Origin of the sequence: Streptomyces sp. Alt3, assembly GCF_030719215.1 — a bacterium.
Taxonomy (GTDB): Bacteria; Actinomycetota; Actinomycetes; order Streptomycetales; family Streptomycetaceae; genus Streptomyces; species Streptomyces glycanivorans.
On record NZ_CP120983.1, the window covers coordinates 7,204,675 to 7,227,006 of the forward strand.

The 22,332-nt window shown below is 71.1% G+C and carries 22 protein-coding genes and 1 riboswitch; of the genes, 10 read left to right on the top strand and 12 right to left on the bottom strand.

Features of this window, described 5'->3' with window-relative positions; translation table 11 throughout:
* Window positions 1-21 precede the first annotated feature (21 nt).
* Entirely contained in the window at window positions 22-1,485 is a 1,464-nt protein-coding gene (locus P8A20_RS31905; RefSeq protein ID WP_306104734.1) for a DNA polymerase IV, read from the top strand.
* Here the strand turns inward: P8A20_RS31905 and P8A20_RS31910 are convergent.
* On the bottom strand, window positions 1,407-1,778 hold the full coding sequence (locus tag P8A20_RS31910; protein ID WP_147962469.1) for a PRC-barrel domain-containing protein: 372 nt from the start codon (window positions 1,776-1,778) through the stop codon (window positions 1,407-1,409). The two genes, P8A20_RS31905 and P8A20_RS31910, sit on opposite strands and share 79 nt — an antisense overlap.
* A 133-nt stretch (window positions 1,779-1,911) precedes the next feature.
* Window positions 1,912-2,007: riboswitch (glycine riboswitch) on the top strand.
* Window positions 2,008-2,200: 193 nt separating this feature from the next.
* Between P8A20_RS31910 and gcvP the strand changes: the two genes are divergently transcribed.
* Window positions 2,201-5,086 carry an aminomethyl-transferring glycine dehydrogenase gene (gene gcvP / locus P8A20_RS31915; protein WP_147962470.1) on the top strand — a complete coding sequence of 962 codons (2,886 nt, stop codon included), beginning with the start codon at window positions 2,201-2,203 and terminating at the stop codon, window positions 5,084-5,086.
* 89 nt (window positions 5,087-5,175) lie between these two features.
* On the opposite strand, the gene P8A20_RS31920 is transcribed toward gcvP, so the two are convergent.
* Window positions 5,176-5,382 carry a DUF5999 family protein gene (locus tag P8A20_RS31920; protein ID WP_147962471.1) on the bottom strand — a complete coding sequence of 69 codons (207 nt, stop codon included), beginning with the start codon at window positions 5,380-5,382 and terminating at the stop codon, window positions 5,176-5,178.
* A 289-nt stretch (window positions 5,383-5,671) separates the two neighbouring features.
* Complete coding sequence (locus tag P8A20_RS31925) at window positions 5,672-6,286, bottom strand: hypothetical protein (protein ID WP_147962472.1); 615 nt, start codon at window positions 6,284-6,286, stop codon at window positions 5,672-5,674.
* A gap of 490 nt (window positions 6,287-6,776) precedes the next feature.
* On the opposite strand from P8A20_RS31925, the gene P8A20_RS31930 reads away from it, so the two are divergent.
* Window positions 6,777-8,282 (top strand): glutamate-cysteine ligase family protein, encoded by a 1,506-nt coding sequence (locus P8A20_RS31930; RefSeq protein WP_147962473.1) that lies wholly within the window; start codon window positions 6,777-6,779, stop codon window positions 8,280-8,282.
* Window positions 8,283-8,377: 95 nt separating this feature from the next.
* Window positions 8,378-9,157 carry a CPBP family intramembrane glutamic endopeptidase gene (locus P8A20_RS31935; RefSeq protein ID WP_306104735.1) on the top strand — a complete coding sequence of 260 codons (780 nt, stop codon included), beginning with the start codon at window positions 8,378-8,380 and terminating at the stop codon, window positions 9,155-9,157.
* Between the two features lie 22 nt (window positions 9,158-9,179).
* Here the strand turns inward: P8A20_RS31935 and P8A20_RS31940 are convergent, their stop codons facing one another.
* Together P8A20_RS31940 and P8A20_RS31945 are read right to left on the bottom strand one after the other, a co-directional pair.
* The gene (locus P8A20_RS31940; protein ID WP_147962475.1) at window positions 9,180-10,001 is read right to left on the bottom strand and encodes a PhzF family protein; all 822 of its coding nucleotides are present in this window, start codon (window positions 9,999-10,001) and stop codon (window positions 9,180-9,182) included.
* Window positions 10,002-10,095: 94 nt separating this feature from the next.
* On the bottom strand, window positions 10,096-10,755 hold the full coding sequence (locus P8A20_RS31945) for a class I SAM-dependent methyltransferase (protein WP_306104736.1): 660 nt from the start codon (window positions 10,753-10,755) through the stop codon (window positions 10,096-10,098).
* A gap of 196 nt (window positions 10,756-10,951) precedes the next feature.
* Here P8A20_RS31945 and P8A20_RS31950 point away from each other — a divergent pair, with 196 nt between their 5' ends.
* The 3 genes from P8A20_RS31950 (at window position 10,952) to P8A20_RS31960 (ending at window position 13,439) form a co-directional block, all read left to right on the top strand.
* On the top strand, window positions 10,952-11,563 hold the full coding sequence (locus tag P8A20_RS31950; protein ID WP_147962477.1) for a PadR family transcriptional regulator: 612 nt from the start codon (window positions 10,952-10,954) through the stop codon (window positions 11,561-11,563).
* 231 nt (window positions 11,564-11,794) lie between these two features.
* Window positions 11,795-12,337, top strand: coding sequence for a Clp protease N-terminal domain-containing protein (locus tag P8A20_RS31955; protein WP_371606599.1), 543 nt, complete (start codon window positions 11,795-11,797; stop codon window positions 12,335-12,337).
* A 67-nt stretch (window positions 12,338-12,404) separates the two neighbouring features.
* Window positions 12,405-13,439, top strand: a complete 1,035-nt coding sequence (locus P8A20_RS31960; RefSeq protein ID WP_306104737.1) for an EamA family transporter — start codon at window positions 12,405-12,407, stop codon at window positions 13,437-13,439.
* Between the two features lie 19 nt (window positions 13,440-13,458).
* Here the strand turns inward: P8A20_RS31960 and P8A20_RS31965 are convergent, their stop codons facing one another.
* The gene (locus P8A20_RS31965; protein WP_306104738.1) at window positions 13,459-14,187 is read right to left on the bottom strand and encodes a pyridoxamine 5'-phosphate oxidase family protein; all 729 of its coding nucleotides are present in this window, start codon (window positions 14,185-14,187) and stop codon (window positions 13,459-13,461) included.
* Window positions 14,188-14,222: 35 nt separating this feature from the next.
* On the opposite strand from P8A20_RS31965, the gene P8A20_RS31970 reads away from it, so the two are divergent.
* Window positions 14,223-15,554: an aminotransferase class I/II-fold pyridoxal phosphate-dependent enzyme gene (locus P8A20_RS31970; protein WP_306104739.1), complete on the top strand. Its 1,332-nt coding sequence runs from the start codon at window positions 14,223-14,225 to the stop codon at window positions 15,552-15,554.
* Here the strand turns inward: P8A20_RS31970 and P8A20_RS31975 are convergent.
* Entirely contained in the window at window positions 15,541-16,581 is a 1,041-nt protein-coding gene (locus P8A20_RS31975) for a DMT family transporter (RefSeq protein WP_261988913.1), read from the bottom strand. The genes P8A20_RS31970 and P8A20_RS31975 overlap by 14 nt on opposite strands.
* Window positions 16,582-16,654: 73 nt before the next feature.
* Here P8A20_RS31975 and P8A20_RS31980 point away from each other — a divergent pair, with 73 nt between their 5' ends.
* Complete coding sequence (locus tag P8A20_RS31980) at window positions 16,655-17,569, top strand: LysR family transcriptional regulator (RefSeq protein ID WP_147962481.1); 915 nt, start codon at window positions 16,655-16,657, stop codon at window positions 17,567-17,569.
* A 67-nt stretch (window positions 17,570-17,636) separates the two neighbouring features.
* Here P8A20_RS31980 and P8A20_RS31985 read toward each other — a convergent pair whose 3' ends face one another.
* The 4 genes from P8A20_RS31985 to P8A20_RS32000 form a co-directional block, all read right to left on the bottom strand.
* A complete protein-coding gene (locus P8A20_RS31985) occupies window positions 17,637-18,107 on the bottom strand; it encodes a pyridoxamine 5'-phosphate oxidase family protein (RefSeq protein WP_306104740.1) in 471 nt (156 codons plus the stop codon).
* A gap of 87 nt (window positions 18,108-18,194) precedes the next feature.
* Window positions 18,195-18,650, bottom strand: coding sequence for a Rieske (2Fe-2S) protein (locus P8A20_RS31990; RefSeq protein WP_306104741.1), 456 nt, complete (start codon window positions 18,648-18,650; stop codon window positions 18,195-18,197).
* 184 nt (window positions 18,651-18,834) lie between these two features.
* A complete protein-coding gene (locus P8A20_RS31995) occupies window positions 18,835-20,085 on the bottom strand; it encodes a cytochrome P450 family protein (protein ID WP_306104742.1) in 1,251 nt (416 codons plus the stop codon).
* Window positions 20,086-20,421: 336 nt separating this feature from the next.
* Window positions 20,422-20,997, bottom strand: coding sequence for a TerD family protein (locus P8A20_RS32000; protein ID WP_306104743.1), 576 nt, complete (start codon window positions 20,995-20,997; stop codon window positions 20,422-20,424).
* 151 nt (window positions 20,998-21,148) lie between these two features.
* Here P8A20_RS32000 and P8A20_RS32005 point away from each other — a divergent pair, with 151 nt between their 5' ends.
* Window positions 21,149-21,592 (top strand): sec-independent translocase, encoded by a 444-nt coding sequence (locus tag P8A20_RS32005; protein WP_147962485.1) that lies wholly within the window; start codon window positions 21,149-21,151, stop codon window positions 21,590-21,592.
* Between the two features lie 51 nt (window positions 21,593-21,643).
* Here the strand turns inward: P8A20_RS32005 and P8A20_RS32010 are convergent, their stop codons facing one another.
* A complete protein-coding gene (locus P8A20_RS32010; protein WP_147962486.1) occupies window positions 21,644-22,222 on the bottom strand; it encodes a TerD family protein in 579 nt (192 codons plus the stop codon).
* Window positions 22,223-22,332: the final 110 nt, after the last annotated feature.

Sequence of the window (22,332 nt, forward strand, 5' to 3'; positions counted from 1 at the left end):
CGTAGGGCAGCATCGGTCCGTGTGAGAGCCGCGCCCACCATCCTGCATCTCGACATGGATGCCTTCTACGCCTCTGCGGAGCAGGCGGCGAAGCCCAGCCTGCGTGGCAAGCCCGTGGTGGTGGGCGGCCTCGGCATGCGCGGTGTGGTCGCCACCGCGTCGTACGAGGCACGGCGCCTCGGCGTGCATTCGGCGATGCCGATGGCCCAGGCGAGGCGGCTCGCGCCCAACGCGGCCTACCTCGTCCCGCGGTTCGCGCTCTACCGGTCGGTGAGCGAACAGGTCATGGAGCTGCTCGGGCGGCTGTCACCGCTCGTCGAGCCGCTCAGCCTGGACGAGGCGTTCGTCGACCTGGAGGCAGGCGGGGTCGCGGACGACTCGGTGTCCGCCCGTGCGGTCGGCGAGCAGCTCCGCACCGTGATCCGGGCCGTCACCGGGCTCAGTGGTTCGGTCGGCCTCGCCGGCTCCAAGATGCTCGCCAAGATCGCCTCCGAGGAGGCGAAACCGGACGGACTGCTGCTGATCGAGCCGGGCACCGAGCGCGAGCTCCTGGCCCCCATGTCCGTGCGCACCCTCCCGGGCGTGGGCCCCGCCACCGGCGACCACCTGCGACGAGCCGGTATGACCGTCGTGAGTCACCTGGCGGACGCGGGTGAGGCGGAGCTCGTGCGGCTGCTGGGCAGGGCCCATGGCATCGCACTCCACCGCATGGCGCTCGGCCACGACGACCGTCCCGTGGTCGCCGAGCGGGACGCCAAGTCCGTCTCGGTCGAGGACACCTTCGACGTGGACCTCCACGACCGGGTGCGCGTCAGGACGGAGGTGGAGCGGCTCGCGGCCCGTTGCGTGCGGCGGCTGCGTGGTGCGGGGCGCTCCGGACGCACCGTCGTCCTCAAGGTGCGCCGCTACGACTTCTCGACGCTCACCAGGTCCGAGACGCTGCGTGGGCCCACCGACGACCCCACGGTGGTCAGGGAGGCCGCTGCGCGGCTTCTGGAGGCCGTCGACACGACCGGCGGCGTACGGCTGCTCGGCGTCGGTGTCACGGGGCTGGCGGACTTCACGCAGGAGGACCTCTTCGCGCAGGCCGCCGAGGCGGAGCACGCCGCCGGGGAATCCGCGGCCGCCGACAGCTCCGCGGACGACCGGGACCCTGCCGCGGGGGAGACGGCGGGGGCGGATGGCCGGGAGGGCGAGGAGCAACCCGCCTCCCGGCGCTGGCCGGCCGGACACGACGTACGGCACGAGGTCCACGGGCACGGCTGGGTGCAGGGGAGCGGGGTCGGCCGGGTCACCGTGCGCTTCGAGGAACCGTGGTCACCGCCCGGCCGGGTACGCACGTTCCGCGTCGACGACCCCGAACTGCAGCCTGCCGACCCGCTGCCCCTGGTGCGTGACCAGGAGGACTACTCCTCCTGGCCCGCCAGCCTGCCGAAGTCCCTGTCGGGCCCCGGTTCGGCGGAGGGGGAGGAGTCCAGCCCGTAGTGGCGGTAGAGCTGCAGTTCCTGCTCGGGGGACAGATGGCGGCCCACGCCGAAGTCGGGGGCGTCCTTGATCAGGGTCCGGTCGAAGGGGATCAGGAGGGCGCCGTCGACGAACTCGCTCGGCTCGAGAGGGACGAACGCGTCCCTGGTGAAGAGGCCGGTGCGCACGGCGGCCCACTCGGGCACCCCGGTGGCGTCGTCGAGGTAGACCTCGTCCACCGTCCCGATCTTGGCACCTTGACGGTCGAAGGCCTTGCGGCCGATCAGGCTGCGCGGATCGATGTCGGTCTGCACGGTGCCTCCCACTGGTCACGACGGCATCAGGTGGTCGCGGCTGCTCCACAGGCTCTACGAAAGGCCACATCCGGGTCGTCGGCCACTCGAGACGGCCCGCGTCGACCCCGCTGGTAGGCTGGAACACGGCTGCTGACCCTGTGCGGGAGAGTCCTCCGGAGAGATCCGGGGGCGCCGAAGGAGCAACTCCTCCCCGGAATCTCTCAGGCCCCCGTACCGCACGGACGAGGTCACTCTGGAAAGCAGGGCGGAATCCGTACGGCACATGCCGCGACGGGCCCCGCCCTCACCGACGGTGAAAGCCGGTACGCCCCAAAGCGCGCCGGTGAAGCTCTCAGGTCGAGATGACAGAGGGGGAGGCCGTTCGGGCAGCCACGCCGTGGCGCCCCTCGCAGGTCGTGGCAGACCAGGAGGCCTCCATCATGACCCCCCGTCGCACTCCGCTCTCCCAGCTGGAGCAGGGCATTCCGTTCGAGCAGCGCCACATCGGGCCCGATGCCGGGGCCCAGGCGAAGATGCTCGCCCAGGTCGGCTACGGCTCCCTCGACGAGCTCACCGCCGCCGCGGTGCCCGACGTGATCAGGAGCGCCGAGGCCCTGAACCTCCCCGAGGCGCGTACCGAGGCCGAGGTCCTGGCCGAGCTGCGCAGCCTCGCCGACCGCAACCAGGTGCTCGCACCGATGATCGGTCTCGGCTACTACGGGACGTTCACCCCGCCGGTGATCCTGCGCAACGTCATGGAGAACCCCGCCTGGTACACGGCGTACACGCCGTACCAGCCGGAGATCTCCCAGGGCCGGCTCGAGGCACTGCTGAACTTCCAGACCATGGTTGCCGATCTCACCGGGCTGCCGACCTCGGGTGCCTCGCTCCTCGACGAGGGCACGGCCGCGGCCGAGGCCATGGCCCTGGCGCGACGGGTCGGCAAGGTGAAGGGCGGCGTCTTCCTGGTCGACGCCGACACCCTGCCGCAGACCGTCGCGGTGATCGAGACCCGGGCCGAGCCGACCGGTGTCGAGGTCGTCGTCGCCGACCTCTCCGAGGGCATCCCCACGGAGATCGCCGAGCGCGGCGTCTTCGGAGTGCTGCTCCAGTACCCGGGGGCCTCCGGTGCCGTACGCGACATCGAGCCCGTCATCGAGCAGGCGCACGAGCTGGGCGCGATCGTGTCCGTCGCCGCCGACCTGCTGGCCCTGACCCTGCTCACCTCCCCGGGCGAACTGGGCGCGGACATCGCCGTGGGCACCACGCAGCGATTCGGTGTTCCCATGGGCTTCGGCGGACCGCACGCCGGCTTCATGGCCGTACGCGAGAAGTTCGCCCGCAGCCTGCCCGGGCGCCTCGTCGGGGTGTCCGTCGACGCGGACGGCGACAAGGCCTACCGGCTGGCGCTGCAGACCCGTGAGCAGCACATCCGCCGTGAGAAGGCGACCAGCAACATCTGCACCGCGCAGGTGCTGCTCGCCGTCATGGCGGGCATGTACGCCGTCTACCACGGCCCCGACGGGCTCCGGACGATCGCCCGGCGTACCCACCGGTTCGCCGCCATCCTGGCCGAGGGACTGCGGGCCGCCGGGACCGAGGTCGTGCACGACGCGTACTTCGACACCCTGACCGTCCGCGCGCCCGGTGCGGCCGCGGGTGTGGTCGCCGCCGCGCGTGAGCGCGGGGTGAACCTGCGCCTGGTCGACGCCGACCACGTCTCCGTCGCGTGCGACGAGACCACCACCCGCACCCGGATCGCCGCCGTCTGGGCCGCCTTCGGAGCCGGTGGCGACATCGAGGCGCTCGACGGCGCGACCGCCGACGCGCTGCCCGAGGGACTGCTGCGCACCGACCCGGTCCTCACCCACCCGGTCTTCCACCAGCACCGCTCCGAGACGGCGATGCTGCGCTACCTGCGCAAGCTCGCCGACCGCGACTACGCGCTGGACCGCGGCATGATCCCCCTCGGCTCCTGCACCATGAAGCTCAACGCGACCGCCGAGATGGAAGCGATCACCTGGCCCGAGTTCGGCGCGCTGCACCCCTTCGCGCCGGCCGAGCAGGCGCAGGGCTTCCTCACCCTCATCAGGGAGCTGGAGGAGCGCCTCGCCGAGGTCACCGGTTACGACGCCGTCTCCATCCAGCCCAACGCCGGCTCGCAGGGCGAGTTCGCCGGACTGCTGGCCGTCCGCGCCTACCACCGGGCCAACGGGGATCACGGCCGCACCGTCTGCCTGATCCCGTCGTCCGCGCACGGCACCAACGCCGCGAGCGCCGTCATGGCGGGCATGAAGGTCGTCGTGGTGAAGACCGCCGACGACGGCGAGGTCGACATAGAGGATCTCCGGGCCAAGATCGCGAAGCACCGTGACGAGCTCGCCGTCCTCATGATCACCTACCCCTCCACGCACGGCGTCTTCGAGGAGCACGTCGCCGACATCTGCGGAGAGGTGCACGACGCCGGCGGCCAGGTGTACGTGGACGGCGCCAATCTCAACGCCCTGGTCGGTCTCGCCAAGCCGGGCCATTTCGGTGGCGACGTGTCCCACCTGAACCTGCACAAGACCTTCTGCATCCCGCACGGCGGCGGCGGCCCGGGCGTCGGTCCGGTCGGGGTGCGCGCGCACCTGGCGCCCTACCTCCCCAACCACCCCCTCCAGCCCGCGGCGGGTCCGGACACCGGCGTCGGCCCGATCTCGGCCGCCCCTTGGGGCTCCGCGGGGATCCTGCCGATCTCCTGGGCGTACGTACGTCTGATGGGTGGCGAGGGGCTGAAGCGTGCGACGCAGGTCGCCGTACTCGCGGCCAACTACATCGCCAAGCGTCTCGAACCGCACTTCCCGGTCCTGTACAACGGCCCGGCCGGTCTGGTCGCGCACGAGTGCATCATCGACCTGCGTCCGGTCTCCAAGGCGACCGGCGTCAGCATCGACGACATCGCCAAGCGGCTGATCGACTACGGCTTCCACTCGCCGACCATGTCGTTCCCGGTGGCGGGGACACTGATGATCGAGCCGACGGAGAGCGAGGACCTCGCCGAGCTCGACCGGTTCTGCGACACGATGATCGCCATCCGTGGCGAGATCGACAAGGTCGCCTCGGGGGAGTGGAGCGCGGACGACAACCCGCTGCGCAACGCTCCCCACACGGCCGCGGCGCTCGGCGGGGAGTGGACCCACTCCTACAGCCGTCAGGAAGCGGTCTTCCCGGCCGGTGTCACCCCGGCGGACAAGTACTGGCCGCCGGTGCGCAGGATCGACGGCGCTTTCGGTGACCGCAACCTCGTCTGCTCCTGCCCGCCCCTGGACGCGTACGACCAGTAGGGACGCGGACGGTCGGCAGTCACGCTGCATGTATCGGGGCCGGTGCGGAGAATCCTCCGGGCCGGCCCCCGGGTTCTGTCCGCCCGCGGTCAGGCGGCCTTCATCACCTGGCCGCCCCTCAGCGGGCGGTGCGGGGCGATGATCTGCCCGTCGGGGAGCAGCTCGCCGGTGTCCTCGAAGAGCAGGACGCCGTTGCACAGCAGGCTCCAGCCCTGTTCCGGGTGGTGAGCCATCAGACGGGCGGCTTCACGGTCGTTGGATTCAGCGGTCGGGCAGGGTGGCTGGTGCTGGCACATGGATGGGTTCTTTCGCTGCGTCGATTCGAGTGTCGTGCGGCTGGACGAGATCTTCATGGCCGCCCCCGTATCAAGTCGGTCCGGTCCCAGTGTTGCCCCACGGGCGTCTCTCCGCAGGGATTTCGCGACAGCTGATGTTCTCCTTCCATGACGCGTCACCCGGCCGGACGGTTCGACGCAACTGCACTGTCCGTTCGGATGGTTCGGGGTGACCTGTACGGACTAGTCCGGACGGGAACGGAAGCGCCCCCGCCGAGTGGATCGGCAGGGGCGCGTGGGTCACGAGCGGTCAGGCGGGCGATCCGAGGAGGCCGGGAAGCTCGGGGAGTTCAGGAAGCGGTGCCGGGGTGACCCGCAGGGTCATGACAGGGAGCAGGTCCGCGACCCGGTGCGGGCGGTAGGCCGTGATGCCCGGGGGAGCCGGTGCCAGTGGCACCAGCACATCGGACGGTGCGAGTGTGCCGGCCCCGGCGTCGTCCTCGACGTCGTGATGCAGCCACAGCGTGAACATGTACAGCTCGGGAACCGACAGCAGCCGCGGCTGGTAATGCGTCGCCGCCGACTCCGCCTGGCGTACGGCGAGTTCGGTCGAGACGATGTAAGGGCCCTCGAAGAAGTGCGAGAAGGTCCAGCCGTCGGCGGTGAGCATGGTGTCCGCGGCGGCGACGGCGCGCTCACCGCTGCGGATCAGGAAGCGCCAGCCGGCGAGCCGGGTGCGCGGTGCGGCCTCGTTCGGCACGATCCGGTCCAGCACGTGGACGGGCAGCGGGAGTTCGGGACTCAGCGATCCCTGGACGGATCGGAGAGCGGGCGTATGGGCCTCGCGGACTGCGGTGGGAGAACCGAGTGCCGCGAGAACGCTGCGCAGTGCGGGCGCTGGGGCCGGGGAAACATGCAGCGGCATGGTGGGTCGCCTCTCACTTCGGAGACACGGTGGTGCGTGGGCGGGTGCAGACGGCGCTGTCGGCGTGCGGGGCCAGAGGAAGGCCGGTGACGGGCGGCCGGGCCGGTGCGTCAACTCTCTGCCTCGTGCGCAGAGTTTATACGACAAATGTTCACACTATGTTTCGGCTACTCGTCCCGCGTATTGCCCACAAGGCGGATTCGAGTCTTTGAATTGCGTGGAATCTGTGGATTCTGACCGCTCCCGACCCCCGCCGCCAGGTACTTTACCGATGCGGCGGTAGGCTGAAACGCATCGGTGTTTCCGCTGTGCGACCCGACGCGGCAACTGCATATGCCCCATGCCTTCGGAATGTGCCTCCGGCTCCAGTCACCAGACTACTGGGTGCTCGTCGGCCGTGGGGGCGTTACGGATCATCTCGTCGGGGCATTATCGATCGTGATACGAGCGGCCTGTGCCGCGGGCCGCCCACTCGAGGAGGGACCCTTCGATGGGCGAGAAGGTCGTGGCGGGCGCGTTCGCCCCGTCCGATCGGCAGGCGTACCGCGAGAAGCTCACCCAGTGCCTGACCGGGCTGGAGAGGCTCCTGTCGGAGCGGAGGTTCGATCGCCCCAGGAATCTCATGGGGCTGGAGATCGAGCTGAATCTCGCGGGTTCGGACGGCATGCCGAGGATGCGGAATGCGGAGGTGCTCCAGCGCATCGCCAGCCGGGATTTCCAGACGGAGCTGGGGATGTTCAACCTGGAAGTGAATATTCTTCCCCACCGGCTGAGCGGCCGGGTATTCGATCAGCTGGCGGAGGAGCTGCGTACGGGCCTTGCATATGCCCATCGGAAGGCCGCGGAGGTGGACGCCGGGATCGTGATGATCGGCATCCTGCCGACCCTCGGGCGGGAGGACGTGGTATCGGCGAACCTGTCGGACGTCGATCGTTACACGCTCCTGAACGACCAAATGGCTGCTGCCCGCGGCGAGGAATTCGTCCTCGATATCGAAGGCGTCGAACGACTGGTTTCGACCTCCGCCTCGATCGCTCCCGAATCGGCCTGCACATCGGTCCAGTTGCACCTCCAGGTGACGCCCGACCGCTTCGCGGACGTCTGGAACGCCGCCCAAGCCGTCACCGCCGTGCAGATCGCCCTGGGGGCCAACTCGCCCTTCCTGTTCGGCAAGGAACTGTGGCGCGAGTCGAGGCCGCCGCTGTTCCAGCAGGCCACGGACGTACGACCGCCCGAGCTGCGGAATCAGGGGGTACGCCCCAGGACCTGGTTCGGGGAGCGCTGGATCGATTCGGCGTACGAGCTCTTCGAGGAGAACGTCCGCTACTACCCGCCGCTGCTGCCGATCTGTGACGAGGAGGATCCGCTGCGGGTCCTGGCCGAGGGCGGCGTACCGTCACTCGCCGAACTCGTCCTGCACAACGGCACGGTCTACCGGTGGAACCGGCCGGTGTACGGGGTGGCCGACGGCGTGCCCCATCTGAGGGTCGAGAACCGGGTCCTGCCCGCCGGCCCCACCGTCGTCGACGTGATCGCCAACTCCGCCTTCTACTACGGGCTGGTGCGCGCGCTCGCCGACGAGTCCCGGCCCGTGTGGTCGAAACTGCCATTCGAGGCGGCGGCCGAGAACTTCGACGCCGCGTGCCGCCACGGGATCGACGCCGAGCTGCTCTGGCCGCGCCCCGGCCGCTCCGGCGGGGTGGCGAAGGTCCCGGCGGTGAAGCTCGTGCGGGACGAACTGTTGCCGCTGGCGGCCGCCGGGCTCGACGCCTGGAACATCGAACCCGCCGACCGCGACCGCTACCTCGGCGTCATCGAGGAGCGCTGCAGGCTCGGCGTGAACGGTGCCTCGTGGCAGGTCGACACCTACCACCGGGCCCTGAAGGCAGGTCTCGAACGGGAAGGTGCGCTGGCGGCCACCACCCGGCGCTACGGCGAGCTGATGCAGATCGGTGAGCCGGTGCACACCTGGCCCGTCGGGTTCCCCGCCCCCTGAGGAGGAGCCCGCCCGGTGTCCCGCCTCCCCCTTCCCGTCGGGCAAGCTATGACGACGCACGGCTGACGGCAGCTGTACAGGTGGAGGCGGGGCGCGTGGCTGAATCCATTCCTCACGAGGGGGTGTCCCGGCGGATCCTGCGGTCGGAGACGCTGCTCGTACTGGCTCTCTCGCTCGGGGCCAGTGGGGTGTCCGCCCTGATCAGCTTCATCGGCTCGCTGACGAAACCCGGGGGGCTCAAGGACCAGGCGGCGACCCTGAACGGGTCCTACGCACCCGGGCGGCCCTGGCTGGACCTGGCCTGGCAGCTGTTCGGCATCGCCTCGGCGCTGGTGCCGGTCGCACTCGTCGCCCATCTGCTCCTCCGCGAGGGCGCGGGTCTGCGGACCCTCGGTCTCGACCGCACCAGGCCCGGGCCGGACCTGGGCCGGGGAACCCTGATCGCGGCGGGGATCGGCAGCGCCGGGCTGGCGTTCTACCTGGTGGTACGTGCCGCCGGGTTCAACCTGACGGTGGTGCCGGAGTCGCTGCCCGACGTGTGGTGGAAGTTCCCCGTACTCATCCTCTCCGCGGTGCAGAACTCGCTCGTGGAGGAGGTCATCGTCGTCGGCTATCTGCTGCGACGGCTGGGGCAGCTGGGATGGACGCCGATGGCCGCCCTGGTGGCGAGCTCCGTGCTGCGTGGCTCCTACCACCTGTACCAGGGGATCGGCGGCTTCATCGGGAACATGGTCATGGGCGTGGTCTTCGTCCTGCTGTACCGGCGCTGGGGGCGGGTCGGGCCGCTGGTCGTCGCCCACGCCCTGCTCGACATCGGGGCGTTCGTCGGATATGCGCTTCTGGCGGGGAAGGTGGACTGGCTGCCCACCCCGTGAGCGGGCGGCCCTGTCCCGTGTCTCACAGCCCGGTGAGCAGTTCCCCGTCGATCACCGTGACGGCGCTTCCGGTCAGCAGGGTGCGTTCCCCGCGCAGCGAGGTGCGGACCAGCCCCGAGCGGGCGGACGCCTGGAGCCCCACGAGGTCGTGGCGGCCGAACCGGGCCGCCCAGAACGGTGCCAGGGCGGTGTGGGCGCTTCCGGTCACCGGGTCCTCGTCGATGCCGACCGCGGGGAAGAAGCCGCGCGAGACGAAGTCGTAGGCGCTCGTGGGGTCCGCGGCCGGCGCCGTGGCGATGACGCCCCGCCGGGAGCAGCCGGCGAGCGCGCGGAAGTCCGGCCGCAGTGCTCGTACGGCCGCTTCGTCGGGCAGTTCCACGAGCAGGTCGCCGACGTGCTCGCCCGTGTCGTGGAGGGAGAGCGGCGTGGCGCCGAGTGCGGCGGCCAGCCCCGGCGGGGCGGACACGGGTGTCAGCGGCGCGGTGGGGAAGTCCAGCGTCAGGGTGCCGTCGTCATGGGCGGTGGTGCGCAGGACTCCGGAGCGGGTGGCGTGGCGGACCGTGCCGCTCGCCACCCCGGTGGTGTGCAGGACATGCGCGGCGGCGAGCGTCGCGTGCCCGCAGAGATCGACCTCGGTGGTCGGGGTGAACCAGCGCAGCGCCCAGTCGGCGTCGCCGCCCTCCGGCAGCGGAAGGGCGAACGCGGTCTCGGAGAGGTTGACCTCGGAGGCGACCCGCTGGAGGCGGTCGTCCTCGGGGAACACGCCGGGATCCAGGATCACGACTCCTGCGGGGTTGCCGGCGAACGGGCGGTCGGTGAACGCGTCGACGATCCGGATCTTCATGGGGTCGACGGTAGGCGGCCCGCCCAGGGCGGTCCAAGGCCAATTCGGGATACGCGGCCCCGGCGCGGTCCGGTCCACCTGGAGGCGACTGTGCTCACGGCTGCGCGGTTCTGCGGGCCAGGAAGGTGGCGATCCGCCTCTTCGTCCCTTCGCCGGGTTCCTCCAGCAGACGGGCGCTGATCTCGAGTCCGGCCCCGCCCAGGAGAGCGGCTATCCGGTCCGGCGGTACCAGGTGGGACTCGTACGACACCGGGTGGCCTCCGTATGCCTGCGTCGGACGCAGGACCTCGTCCTCCCCCACGTGGCCGGCCAGCATCAGGTGGCCGCCCGGTGCGAGCACGCGGTGGAACTCGGCGTACACGACGGGAAGCGCCTCGGGAGGCGTGTGGTGGGTCGAGTAGTAGGCCAGGACGCCACCCAGCGCACCGTCCCGGACGGGCGTCGCCGTCATCGACCCCACGGTGAAGTCCAGGTCCGGACGGGCCCGGCCTGCCAGCTCGATCATCTTCGGGGACAGGTCGATGCCGAGGACGGACAGCCCCAGTTCCGCCAGATGCGCCGTGATCTTGCCGGGGCCGCACCCGAGGTCTCCGACAGGGCCGAGCCCGGCTGTCCGCACGAGCTCGGCGAAGGCGGCCAGCATCCCGCGTGACAACGGGTCGAGTTCCGCCGGGGACTTGACGCGTTCGGCGTATGCGGCGGCGACGGTGTCGTAGGACTCGCGGACGGCGGTGAGGTAGCGGGGCTCGGTCATGCGGTGACCTTAGAAGACCGTGCTGACAGCCCGGAGGCGGGCGGGCGGGCCTTCCGCCGCCGAATCGCCCGACGGGAGCCGGAAACGGGAGGCCTGACCCAGGGGCCTTGTCATGCGATAGCTTCCGATATATCGTTGAGGGATCGCGACAGTTCGATGAAGAGTCGCGGAGTCATAACGACGAGAGGAGCGCGTCATGCGTTCACATGGAAACGACCACGGATGCGGACCCGGGCGCCGAGGCGCCGGCAGGGGAGACTCCGAAGGCGGCCGCGCCGCGTTCGGACCGTTCGGACCGCCCTTCGGCGGCGGCCCCTTCGGTGGTGGGCCCTTCGGCGGCGGGCGCGGCCGGGGAGGCGGCCGGGGAAGGGCGAGGCGCGGTGACGTACGCGCGTCGATCCTCGCCCTGCTCACGGACCGCTCGATGCACGGATACGAGATGATCCAGGAGATCGGCGAGCGCAGTGGCGGGGCCTGGAAGCCCAGCCCCGGCTCGGTGTACCCCACCCTCCAGCTGCTGGAGGACGAGGGCCTGATCGTCAGCGCCAGCGAGGGCGGCAAGAAGTTGTTCACCCTCACCGACCTGGGACGCGGCGAGGCCGAGTCCGGCCCCGACGCCCCCTGGGAGGAGGCGGGGCGCGGCGTCGACTGGGAGGGCGTGAACGAGATCCGGCAGGCCGGTTTCGGCCTGATGGAGGCGTTCGGCCAGGTCTGGAAGACCGGCTCGGCCGATCAGCGGCAGAAGGCGCTCACGGTGATCAACGACGCCCGGAAGAAGCTGTACCTGATCCTCGCCGACGAGGACTGAGCCGTGCGGCACGCGCACGCGGAGAAGGGCCCCCTCGTGGGGCCCTTCTTCTGTCTGTCTCCGCACGGATCCTGCCGGCCTCAGGGCACTGCGACCACTGCCCTGCACCCCGCCACGGCGTGATCTCATCCGCAAGGATGACGGAGCCACCTGCGGCCCCCGACTTCTGCGGGATGACGGATGGGCCGCGCCGGGGATGTTTCCGCTCCCCGGGACTGATGGGGTGGAGAGGTGCACATCCGGACATCAGGGATCCCCGAGCAAGCCCCGCCGAACCACCCGTGGGCCGGTGCCGGGCTGAGTTCCGCGACGACCGTCGTGGTGACCGGCGCGCGCAGGCGGGCGGTGCGCGACGGTGACCGTCACGTCGACACTGCACATCTCCTGCACTCCCTGGTGGAGTCCGACCCCGTGGTCCGGGAGGCCTTCGCCGGCGGCCCGCAGCTGGCCAAGGTGCTCGGATACCTCGTGCAACGCAGCATCGGATACGGCCTCCGCTGGCAGGGGACGCAGGAGGATTCGGGGGGCTTCCCGGCCGTACCGGAACCCGCGGGTGAGGGGTGGTCGCCCTCGGCGTCGGCGGCGATGGACCGTGCCGCCCGCAGCGCGCTCCGGCGCGGGGAACTCCATGCCGACGGCCTCGATCTGCTGGCTGCGCTGGTCGCGGACCCGCGCTGCCGCGCGGTCGAGGTGCTGGACCGGGCCGGGGTCGCCGTGGAGCCGTTGAGTGTCCGTGCGGCGGACCTCCGGGCGGAGCGGGACCTGCAGGGGTGATCATGGACACGCGGGGGACAGGTGTGACGGGGGTGACGCTGCTGACGCCTGCTGCCATGATGTGCCGATGCACGCGTCTCAGAAGAGAAGTGCCGGTCTGGGCCTGGCCCTTGCCTCGGCCTTCGCGTTCGGTGGTTCAGGGGTTGCGGCCAAGCCGCTGATCGAGGCGGGCCTGGACCCGTTGCACGTGGTCTGGCTCCGGGTGACCGGCGCCGCACTGGTCATGCTGCCGGTGGCCTGGCGGCACCGGAATCTCCTGCGGGAGCGGCCCGTACTGCTGGCCGGTTTCGGGTTGTTCGCCGTGGCAGGCGTCCAGGCCTTCTACTTCGCCTCGATCTCGCGCATCCCGGTCGGCGTCGCTCTCCTCGTCGAATACCTGGCGCCCGCTCTGGTCCTCGGCTGGGTCCGCTTCGTGCAGCGGCGCCCCGTCACCCGCGCCGCCGCCGCCGGGGTGGTGCTGGCGGTCGGCGGGCTCGCCTGCGTCGTCGAGGTGTGGGCCGGACTGAGCTTCGACGCGGTCGGGCTGCTGCTCGCGCTCGGCGCGGCGTGCTGCCAGGTGGGTTACTTCGTCCTGTCCGACCAGGGAGCCGGACACGGGGACACCGCGGACTCCCAGCCTCCGCACCCCCTGGGCGTGATCGCGTACGGGCTGCTGGCCGGCGCGGCCGTGCTCACGGTGGTGGCCGGCCCCTGGGCCATGGAGTGGGCGGTCCTCGGCGGGAGCGCGGAGATGAACGGGCACGACGTGCCAGCCTGGCTGCTGCTCTGCTGGATCGTGCTGCTCGCGACCGTGCTGGCCTACGCGACCGGTGTGGTGTCGGTGCGCCTGCTCTCGCCACAGGTCGCCGGTGTCGTCGCCTGCCTCGAGGCGGTCGTCGCCACCGTGCTCGCCTGGGTGCTCCTGGGCGAGCACCTCTCCCTGCCACAGCTGGTGGGAGGCGGTGTGGTGCTGATCGGCGCCTTCATCGCGCAGTCGTCCGCGCCCAAGCCTCCGTCGGGACCGGTGGTATCGGGGCCGGGGGTGACGGCGGCCGGGGCGACGGAGGCGCAGGAACCGGCCGGTGCGGGGGCCGAGCTGTCCCGGCCGCCGGCCTCGCCGTAGGGCCCCGGGCCCCGCGCGCTCAGGAGGACGCGGGCGCTCCGTCGCCGTCACCCTGGAGCGCGGTGAGGTAGTCCGGCACCAGGACGGCGGGGTCCAGGTCGTCGGACGGCAGCGGGGTCCCGTAACTCCGGGCCACCGGGATCACGCCCGCCCAGTGGGGGAGCGCGAGGTCCTCCGGCTCGTCGTTCGGGCCGCCTGTACGGATCTTGGCGGAGACCTCGTCGAGGTCGAGGCGGATCACCGCGGTCGCTGCCAGCTCCTTCGTGTCCGCCGGGCGCGAGTCCCTCGACCTGCCCGGGACCACCTGGTCGACGATGGCGTCGAGTGCGACGCGCCGCTCCTGCGGGTCGGTCACCGTCCGGGCGATGCCGTGGACCACGACGGAGCGGTAGTTCATCGAGTGGTGGAAGGCGGAACGGGCCAGCACCAGGCCGTCCACATGTGTCACGGTCAGGCAGACGGCGAGGCCCGGATCCGCCGCACCGGTCGCGCGCAGCGGGCGCGATCCGGTCGAGCCGTGGACGTACAACCGGTCGTCGATCCGGCCGAACAGGGTGGGCAGCACGACCGGTGCGCCCTCACGGACGAAGCCGAGATGGCACAGGTAGGCCGCGTCGAGTATCGAGTGCACCGTCTCCTTGTCGTACGAGGCGCGCTGTTTGGCGCGGCTGGGGACCGTGCGCTCCGTCGGCTCGTAGGCGGCAGTCCCGGGGAGGCCGGTGCTGTCGGGCGTGGCGGTGTCCGGCATTGCGTTCTCCATTGCACTAGTGCATAATCTTGTTTGTGCTAGGAGAGTATCGGATCAGTGGGCGGCGCGCATCGGAGATTGCCGCGAGTGTGGAGCGCGGGGTCGCCTCGGGTGACCTCGCTCCCGGTCATGTCCTGCCGCCCATGAGGGAGTTGGCGACGCGGCTCGGTGTCAATCCCAATACGGTGGCCGCCGCCTACCGGTCCCTCCGTGAGCGCGGGGTGATCGAGACCGCCGGGCGCCGGGGCAGCCGGGTGCGGCCGCGCCCCGCGAGCACGGCACGCGGCTCGCTCCGGGTGGAGGCGCCTCCGGGCGTGCGTGACCTGGGTGACGGCAATCCCGACCCCGCCCTGCTGCCCGGGCTCGGCGAGGCGCTGGCGGTGGCCGCGACGGCGTACGGCCGGGAGCCGCAGCTCTACGGCGACGCGGCGGTGACACCCCGGTTCGCGGAGATCGCGCGGGCCGGGCTGGATGCCGACGGTGTGCCCGGCGGGCCGGTCGCCGTCGCGTCCGGGTCCCTCGACGCGATCGAGCGGGTGCTCGCCGCGCACCTCAGGCCGGGTGACGCGGTGGCTGTCGAGGATCCGGGATGGGGAGCCCTGCTGGACCTCGTCCCCGCCCTCGGTATGCGTGTCGTGCCGGTTGCACTGGACGAGGAGGGCCCACTGCCCGGAGAGGTGGAGCGAGCCCTGCGGGCGGGGGCCGGGGCCCTGGTGGTCACCGACCGGGCACAGAATCCGACCGGTGCGACGGTGACGGGCCGGCGGGCCGAGGAACTGCGGTCCGTCCTCGCGGAGCATCCCGGGGTGCTGCTGATCGAGGACGACCACGGCCACGCCATCGTCGACCTGCCGGTGCATCCCCTCGCGGGGGTGACGGAGCGCTGGGCCTTCGTGCGGTCCGTCTCCAAGGCGTACGGCCCCGATCTGCGGCTCGCCCTGCTCACCGGCGACGAGCTGACAGTGGACCGGGTGACGGGGCGTCAGCGTCTCGGGCCCGGCTGGGTGAGCGGACTGCTGCAGCGGACCGTCGCGCACCTGTGGGCGACGGGGGCCGTCGACACGCCGGCCGTGGCCCGCTCCTACGGGGAGCGCAGGGACGCGCTCGTCCGGGCGCTGGGGGAGCGGGGCATCGAGGCGTACGGGCGGACGGGGATGAACGTATGGGTGCCCGTAGGCGACGAGACCGGGGCGGTCGCAAGACTGCTGCACGCCGGCTGGGCGGTGGCCCCGGGAGCGCGTTTCCGGATCGCCTCGCCGCCGGGGGTGCGGCTGACGGTCTCGACACTGTCCGCAGCGGACATCGAGCCCCTGGCCGACGCGGTGGCGGCGGCCGCACCGCCCGCCCGCCCGGTCAGCTACGGCTGACCGGCCCGGCGTCGACGGTGCGGCGGGAGGTGCCCCGGCCGGCAGGTCCGGCACCGGCGACGCGACGGGAGACGCCGGCGGAGCCGCGGCTCCCGCTCTGCGTGAGAGCGGCGCCCGCGAGGACGATCAGGGCTCCGACCGGCGTGTTCCAGTTCAACCGCTCCCCGAGCAGCGTCACTCCGGCCGCCGTGGCGATCACCGGGATGAAGTAGGTGACCATCTGTGCCGTCGTGGGGCCGACTTCCTCGACGAGACCGTACTGCAGGAGGACGGCGAGCCCGGTGCCGAGCGCTCCCAGAGCGATGACGGCGAGCGTGGGCAGCAGCGGGGCGTGCGTGGGCATGTCCGTGAACATCGGTACGACGAGGGCGAGTTGCACTGTCCCAAGGAAGAGCTGGCTACCGGTCAGCGAGAGCGTCGACGAGCCCGTGCCGGCCAGGGTGCGACGGACGTAGATCCAGCCGACCGGGTAGCTGAGCGACGCGAGCAGGGCCATCGCCGTGCCGGTCACGTCCAGCCCCGAGAACCCCTGCCAGGCGCCCAGCACCGTCAGTACGCCGATGAACCCGAGGCCGAGCCCCGCGACGCGACGGCGGGTCGGCCGGTCCTCGGAGAGTGCGACCACCGAGAGCGCCATGCCCCACAGGGGTGAGGTCGCGTTGCAGATGCCGGCGAGTGTGGACGGGATGGTCAGTTCGGCGTACGCGAAGAGCGAGAACGGCAACGCGTTGAGGAAGAACGCCGCGACGAAGAGGTGGCCCCAGATCCTGCCCGTGCGCGGCAGCCGCTCGCGGCGCACCACCATGGCGACCGCGAGGACCACCGTTCCGGCCAGCAGCCTGCCGAAGGTCACCTGGAACGGGGCGTACCCGTCGGTGCCGACCTTGATCAGCAGGAAACTGAACCCCCAGATCAGCGACAGTGCCGTGAAGCGGATACGCCAGTCCAGGGCCGGCCGTCGCACAGGTGGTCCGGGTGGGGGCGTGTCGGAGGAAGGCGCGGATCCTGGTCCGGCTGCAGCGCTCATGCGTCAACCATGGCGAGTGGAACAGCTTAGAACAAGCGAGATTTTCTTGGTCGATTGTCGTAGCATCGCTTACATGTTGAATCTGGAGCGCCTACGGACACTGGATGCCCTCGCCCGGCACGGCTCGGTGGGCGGGGCGGCCGACGGCCTCCATGTCACCACCTCCGCGGTGTCCCAGCAGATGGCCAAACTGGAACGCGAGGTCGGGCAGCAACTGCTGGCCAAGAACGGGCGGGGTATCCGTCTCACCGATGCCGGCAGGCTGCTCGCGGACCACGCGGCGAAGATCCTCTCGCAGGTGGAGATCGCGCAGTCCGACATCGAGGCCCAGCGCGGTCAGGTGGTGGGTGAGGTCCGGCTCTCGGCGTTCCCGACGGCGGCGCGGGGCCTGTTCCCGGCGGCTCTCGCCAGGCTGCGCGCCGAGCACCCCGATCTCAGGCTCCGTACGACCGAGCTGGAGCCGGAGAGTGGGATCCGCGCGGTGCTCCGGGGCGACGTGGACCTCGCCGTGGTGCTCGACTGGAGCAACAAGCGCCTGCCGGTCCCCGGAGGCCTGGCCAAGGCCGAGCTCCTGGACGACGCACCGGACATCGCCATGCCGGCGGATCATCCGCTCGCGGGCCGGACCGAGGTGGACATGGAGGACTTCGCCGACGACGACTGGGTGTCCTGGCCGGAGGGTGAATTCTGCTACGACTGGCTGATGTTCACCCTGCGCTCCAAGGGGATCGAGCCTCGGATCGCACATCTGGCCGGCGAACATCACACCCAACTCGCTCTGATCGCAGCGGGGTTCGGAGTCTGTGTGGCGCCCAGGCTGGGGCGGGGGCCGGTGCCGGACGGGGTGCGTCTGGTGCCCGTCCGGCAGCCGATGCGGCGTCATGTCCACGCGGTGTGGCGCGCCGACGCGGACCGACGGCCGTCGATCAGGGCCGCGGTCGGGGCCCTGCGCTCCGCGGGCCGGGCTCTCCACGCGCCGGTTTCCTGAGGGACCCGGGCCGTGGCCGCCCGAGAAATACCTGGGTCCTCGGCAGGGCCCCACCCCCGGGACACGCTCAGACCGGGCCTGACAGCTTCGTGAAGTCCCAGGACCTGACCGCCTGCGGCGTGAGCCGGATCCAGGCGTGCCGTTCGTCGTGCGGCAGGGAGTCCAGGCCGAAGTACTTGGCCGCGAAGAGCTTCTCCGGGGCGGCCAGCTCGGCGCAGTCCCGGCCCGTGCGGGGGACCTCGCCGACGAAGGAGACCTCGCCGCACAGCTCGACCCCACGCAGCTCGCCGTACTCCACCCCGTCGTCCACCACCACGGCGGCCTTCGGGGTGTGGCGGAGCTGCGACCAGCGCAGACTCCTGACGAGCGAGTAGAGCCAGAGGGAGCTGCCGTCCCACACGAACCACAGGGCCGCCACGTGCGGCATGCCCTCGGGCGAGACGGTGGCGACCCGGCAGGTGCGCTGTTCGGTGAGGTAGGCGTCCCGCTCCGCGTCGGTCATCATGATCCGACGGCCACGGCGCTGGGCAGCGTTCACAGGACGCCCTTCCCTTGAGGATCCGGTCGGTTCCGGAAGCATGGGGCCTCGGTCGTGATCACGCAATGCTCCCGCCGTACCGCCCTCTCACGCCAGGGTGATGGAGCCTCCCTCGACCCGGATCTGCTTCTCCGGCAGCGGCCGGGTCGCCGGGCCGCCCGTCACCTCGCCGGTCGCCGCGTCGAACGTGCTGTTGTGGCACGGGCAGGTGATGACACCGTCGGCGATCCCCTTCACCGCACAGCCCTGGTGGGTGCACTTCGACGAGAATGCCTTGAACTCACCGGCCTTCGGCTGTGTCACCACCACCTCCTGGTCGGCGAAGACCACTCCTCCGCCCTCCGGGATGTCGGCGGTCGCGGTGAGCGGCGCACCGGCGTTCGCGCTGCCGCCGCCCTCCCCTGCCGGTTCGACCGTGTCCGAGCCGCCTGAGTCCTTCGACCCGCTTCCGCACGCGGTGAGGGCGGCGGCCAGTCCCGCGGCTCCCACGGTCACGACGGTGCGCCGCCCGAGGCGGACCTGGCTCTCCTGTGATGCGCTCATGCCGGCATTCCCTTCATCGACAAGACGTCAGTTGGAAGGACTTCATCAGTGCATACGGACCCGCGTGGCCGTCTGTTCAGTCGCCCGCACGGAAGGACTCGCCCCGACAGGCTCCTCCATCTCTTCGCTGTCGGCCCGGCTCCGGCCGCCCGAGGCCCCGGCCTCAGCCGTGGAGGCCCCGGCCTCAGCCGTGGAGGCGGACCGGCAGGGTTCGCACGCTGTTGCCCACGAAGGAGGCGTGGCGCGGCAGTTCCGGGTCCGGAACGGCGAGGTCGAGGTCGGGGAAGCGGGTGAACAACTCCCGGAGTGCCGCCGTGCTCTCCATCCGGGCCAGTGGGGCGCCCAGGCAGTAGTGCGCGCCGTGGCCGAGGGAGAGGTGACGGGTCTCGCCCGTGCGGGTGATGTCGAAGCGGCCGGCGTCGGGACCGTGGGCCTTCTCGTCGCGCCCCGCCGCCGAGTAACCGGCGAGCACCGGGGTCCCCTTGGGGATCACCGTGCCCTCCAGCGTCAGGTCACGGGTCGGATAGCGGAACGGGAAGTAGCTGACCGGGCTGTCCCAGCGCAGCGTCTCCTCCACCACGTCCGCCCAGCTCGCCCTGCCCGACAGGACGAGGTCGAGCTGATCGCGGTGGGTGCACAGGGCGCGTACGGCGTTCGTGATCAGGTTGAGTGTCGTCTCGTGCCCGGCGATGATCGTGAGCATCAGTGTGCCGATCAGCTCATGGGGGCCGAGCCGGTCTCCGTCGTCCTCGCGGGCCGCGATCAGCGCGCTGATCAGATCGCCCCCCGGGTCCTTCGTCCGGGCCGCGGCGACCGTGCTCAGCACCTCCACCATCTCCCTGTTGGCCGCCATCGACTCCGCGGGACCGATGTCCGTGGCGACGATGCGGTTGGACAGGTCGTGCAGCCGGTCGTGATGTGCGGCGTCCACCCCCAGCAGTTCACAGATGACGCCCATGGGCAGGGGCAGCGCGAAGTGCGTACGCAGGTCGGCGACACCGCCCCCGGCAGTGGCGGCACGGTCGAGCCCGTCCAGCAGGGATGCGGTCAACGCCTCGACCCGCGGCCGTAGTTCCTCCACCCGCCGCGCGGTGAACGCCTTGCTCACCAGGGCCCGCAGCCGCCGGTGGTCCGCCCCGTCGGCGGTGGTCATGCCCTGCACCGTCGCGAACGTCCTCAACGGCCAGCCGTCCGGGATCGAGCCCGACCGGAGCGCTGTGAAGTGCTGCGCGTCCTTGGCCACATCGGGGTGCGCCAGGAACTCCTTGAGGGCGGTGTGCCCGAGGACCGCCATGCCCTCCACCTCGCCCGGCAGCACCACGGCGGTGACCGCGCCCCGGGACAGCAGACTCGCGTTCGCCGCGTGCGGGCAGCCGCCGGCGGGGTCCATGCGGTGCGGGCGGCCGGGCTCGGGGTTCTCCGGTGACGTGTTCATCTGGGCTCCAGGACGAGGGGCGAGCAGGCGCACCCCATCGGCCGGGCGGTGGAGGTCACCGGAGGACGAAGCCCGGGGAACGCAGCGAACTCACCTGCTGGGCAGGGGACATGGGCAGCGTAGAGCACTTGGCGCCGCGTGGCCGGGAGCCCGGTCGACCCCGGCCCGGCCGACATGACGGAAGGCGGGCCCAAGGGCACCCCGCGATGCAAGGCCGGCCCAAGGGGCACCCCACGAGGCAAGGCGGGCCCTGCGCACCCACGACGGAAGGCGGGCCCGGGGGAAAAACCCCGGGCCCGCCTTCGTCCCCCGTCGTACGGCTGTCCGTACGTGGCGTCAGATGTTGACGCCGAAGTCGGCGGCGATGCCCGCCAGACCTGAGGCGTAACCCTGGCCCACCGCGCGGAACTTCCACTCGCTGCCGTGACGGTAGAGCTCGCCGAAGACCATCGCGGTCTCGGTCGAGGCGTCCTCGCTCAGGTCGTAGCGGGCCAGTTCGACGTTGTCGGAGCGGTTGATCACCCGGATGAAGGCGTTGCGGACCTGGCCGAAGCTCTGGCCGCGCGCCGTCGCGTCATGGATGGAGACCGGGAAGACGATCTTCGAGACCTCGGCGGGCACCGTCGACAGGTCCACGTTGATGGACTCGTCGTCGCCCTCGCCCTCGCCGGTGAGGTTGTCGCCGGTGTGCTGGACCGAGCCGTCGGGGCTGTTGAGGTTGTTGTAGAAGACGAAGTGCCGGTCGGAGACCACCTTGCCGGCCTCGGTGCACAGCAGGGCGCTGGCGTCGAGGTCGTGATCGGCACCGGTGGTGGTCCGCACGTCCCAGCCGAGTCCGACCGTCACGGCGGTGAGGCCGGGGGCCTCCTTGCTGAGCGACACGTTTCCGCCCTTGGACAGGCTGACTCCCACGAGTGTTCCTCCATTGCTCTGGTTGGCGTCGTCATCCGGTCCAACGCCGGAGCGACGCTTATGGTTCCATGGTTGCGCAAGTTTGTAACTATGGATGTCGCTGCGGAACCTCCGACGGTACGCGGAGCGCGGCGGCCCGGAAGGCGGTGGCGTGTTCTCCGATGTGGGTGTGCTGGAACTGGCCACGCTCGTGGTCCTCGCCCTCGTCCTCTACGGACCGGACAAGCTGCCCGAAGCGATCAGGACCGTCTCCGCGGTCATCCGGAAATTCCGGGAGTTCTCCGAGAGCGCGAAGCGGGATGTCCGTGACGGCCTGGGACCGGAGTTCGAGGACTTCGAGTTCGAGGACCTGAACCCGCGGACGTTCGTGCGCAAGCACGTCCTGGACGGTGACGGCATGGGGCTGGAAGGGATCCGCAACGCCCTGGATCCCCGTCCGGAGCTGAAGGAGGCCCTGGATTCCGTGCGTGACATGGCCGATGCCGGGGCCGCCCGGGAATCCCCGGCCGGCCCCCACGAGGGCCCCGTCTCCCTGCGTAAGGGGGTGGGCGGTCCCGCGGCCGAGCGCCCGCCGGTCGACCCCGACGCCACCTGACCTGATCCGTGCGGTGGTGGAACGGGGCCGCCCTCCTTCGCCCCGGGCGGCTCAGCCGACGTTCACGCCGTAGTCGGTGGCGATGCCGCTCAGTCCCGAGGCGTAGCCCTGGCCGATGGCGCGGAACTTCCACTCGCCGGCCCTGCGGTACAGGGCTCCGAAGACCATCGCGGTCTCTCCGGCGGCGTCGTGGGAGAGCTCGTACCGGCACATCTCCCGGCCGGTGAGGTTGTCCACGACCCGGATGAAGGCGTCGTCGACCTGGCCGAAGTTCTGGCCCCGTGTCCCGGCCGCGTGGATGGACACGGCGAACACGACCTGCCCCGTCCCCTCTCCCAGGCGGTCGAGGTCGATGAGGATCTGTTCGTCGTCGCCCTCGCCCTCACCGGTGAGGTTGTCCCCGGTGTGCCGGACCGCGCCGTCAGGGCTGGCGAGGTTGTTGTAGAAGACGAAGTGCGCGTCGGAGACGGCCTTCATGTCCGGCCCGCAGATGACCGCGGACGCGTCCAGGTCGAAGTCCGTACCGCCGGTCGGCCGCGCGTCCCAGCCCAGGCCGACGGTGACGTCGGCGAGAGGGGTGCCGTCCTGGTTGAGGACGACGTTCTGGCCCTTGGTGAGGCTGACGCCCATGTGTGCTGCCGCTCCTGGCTCGAGAAGGTGCCGGAAACCCCGGTTCGGGCTTTCCCGCGTGACGGATTTCACGATAGTTCAGAAGATGCGCAACTATTAAAGTGTTGTGC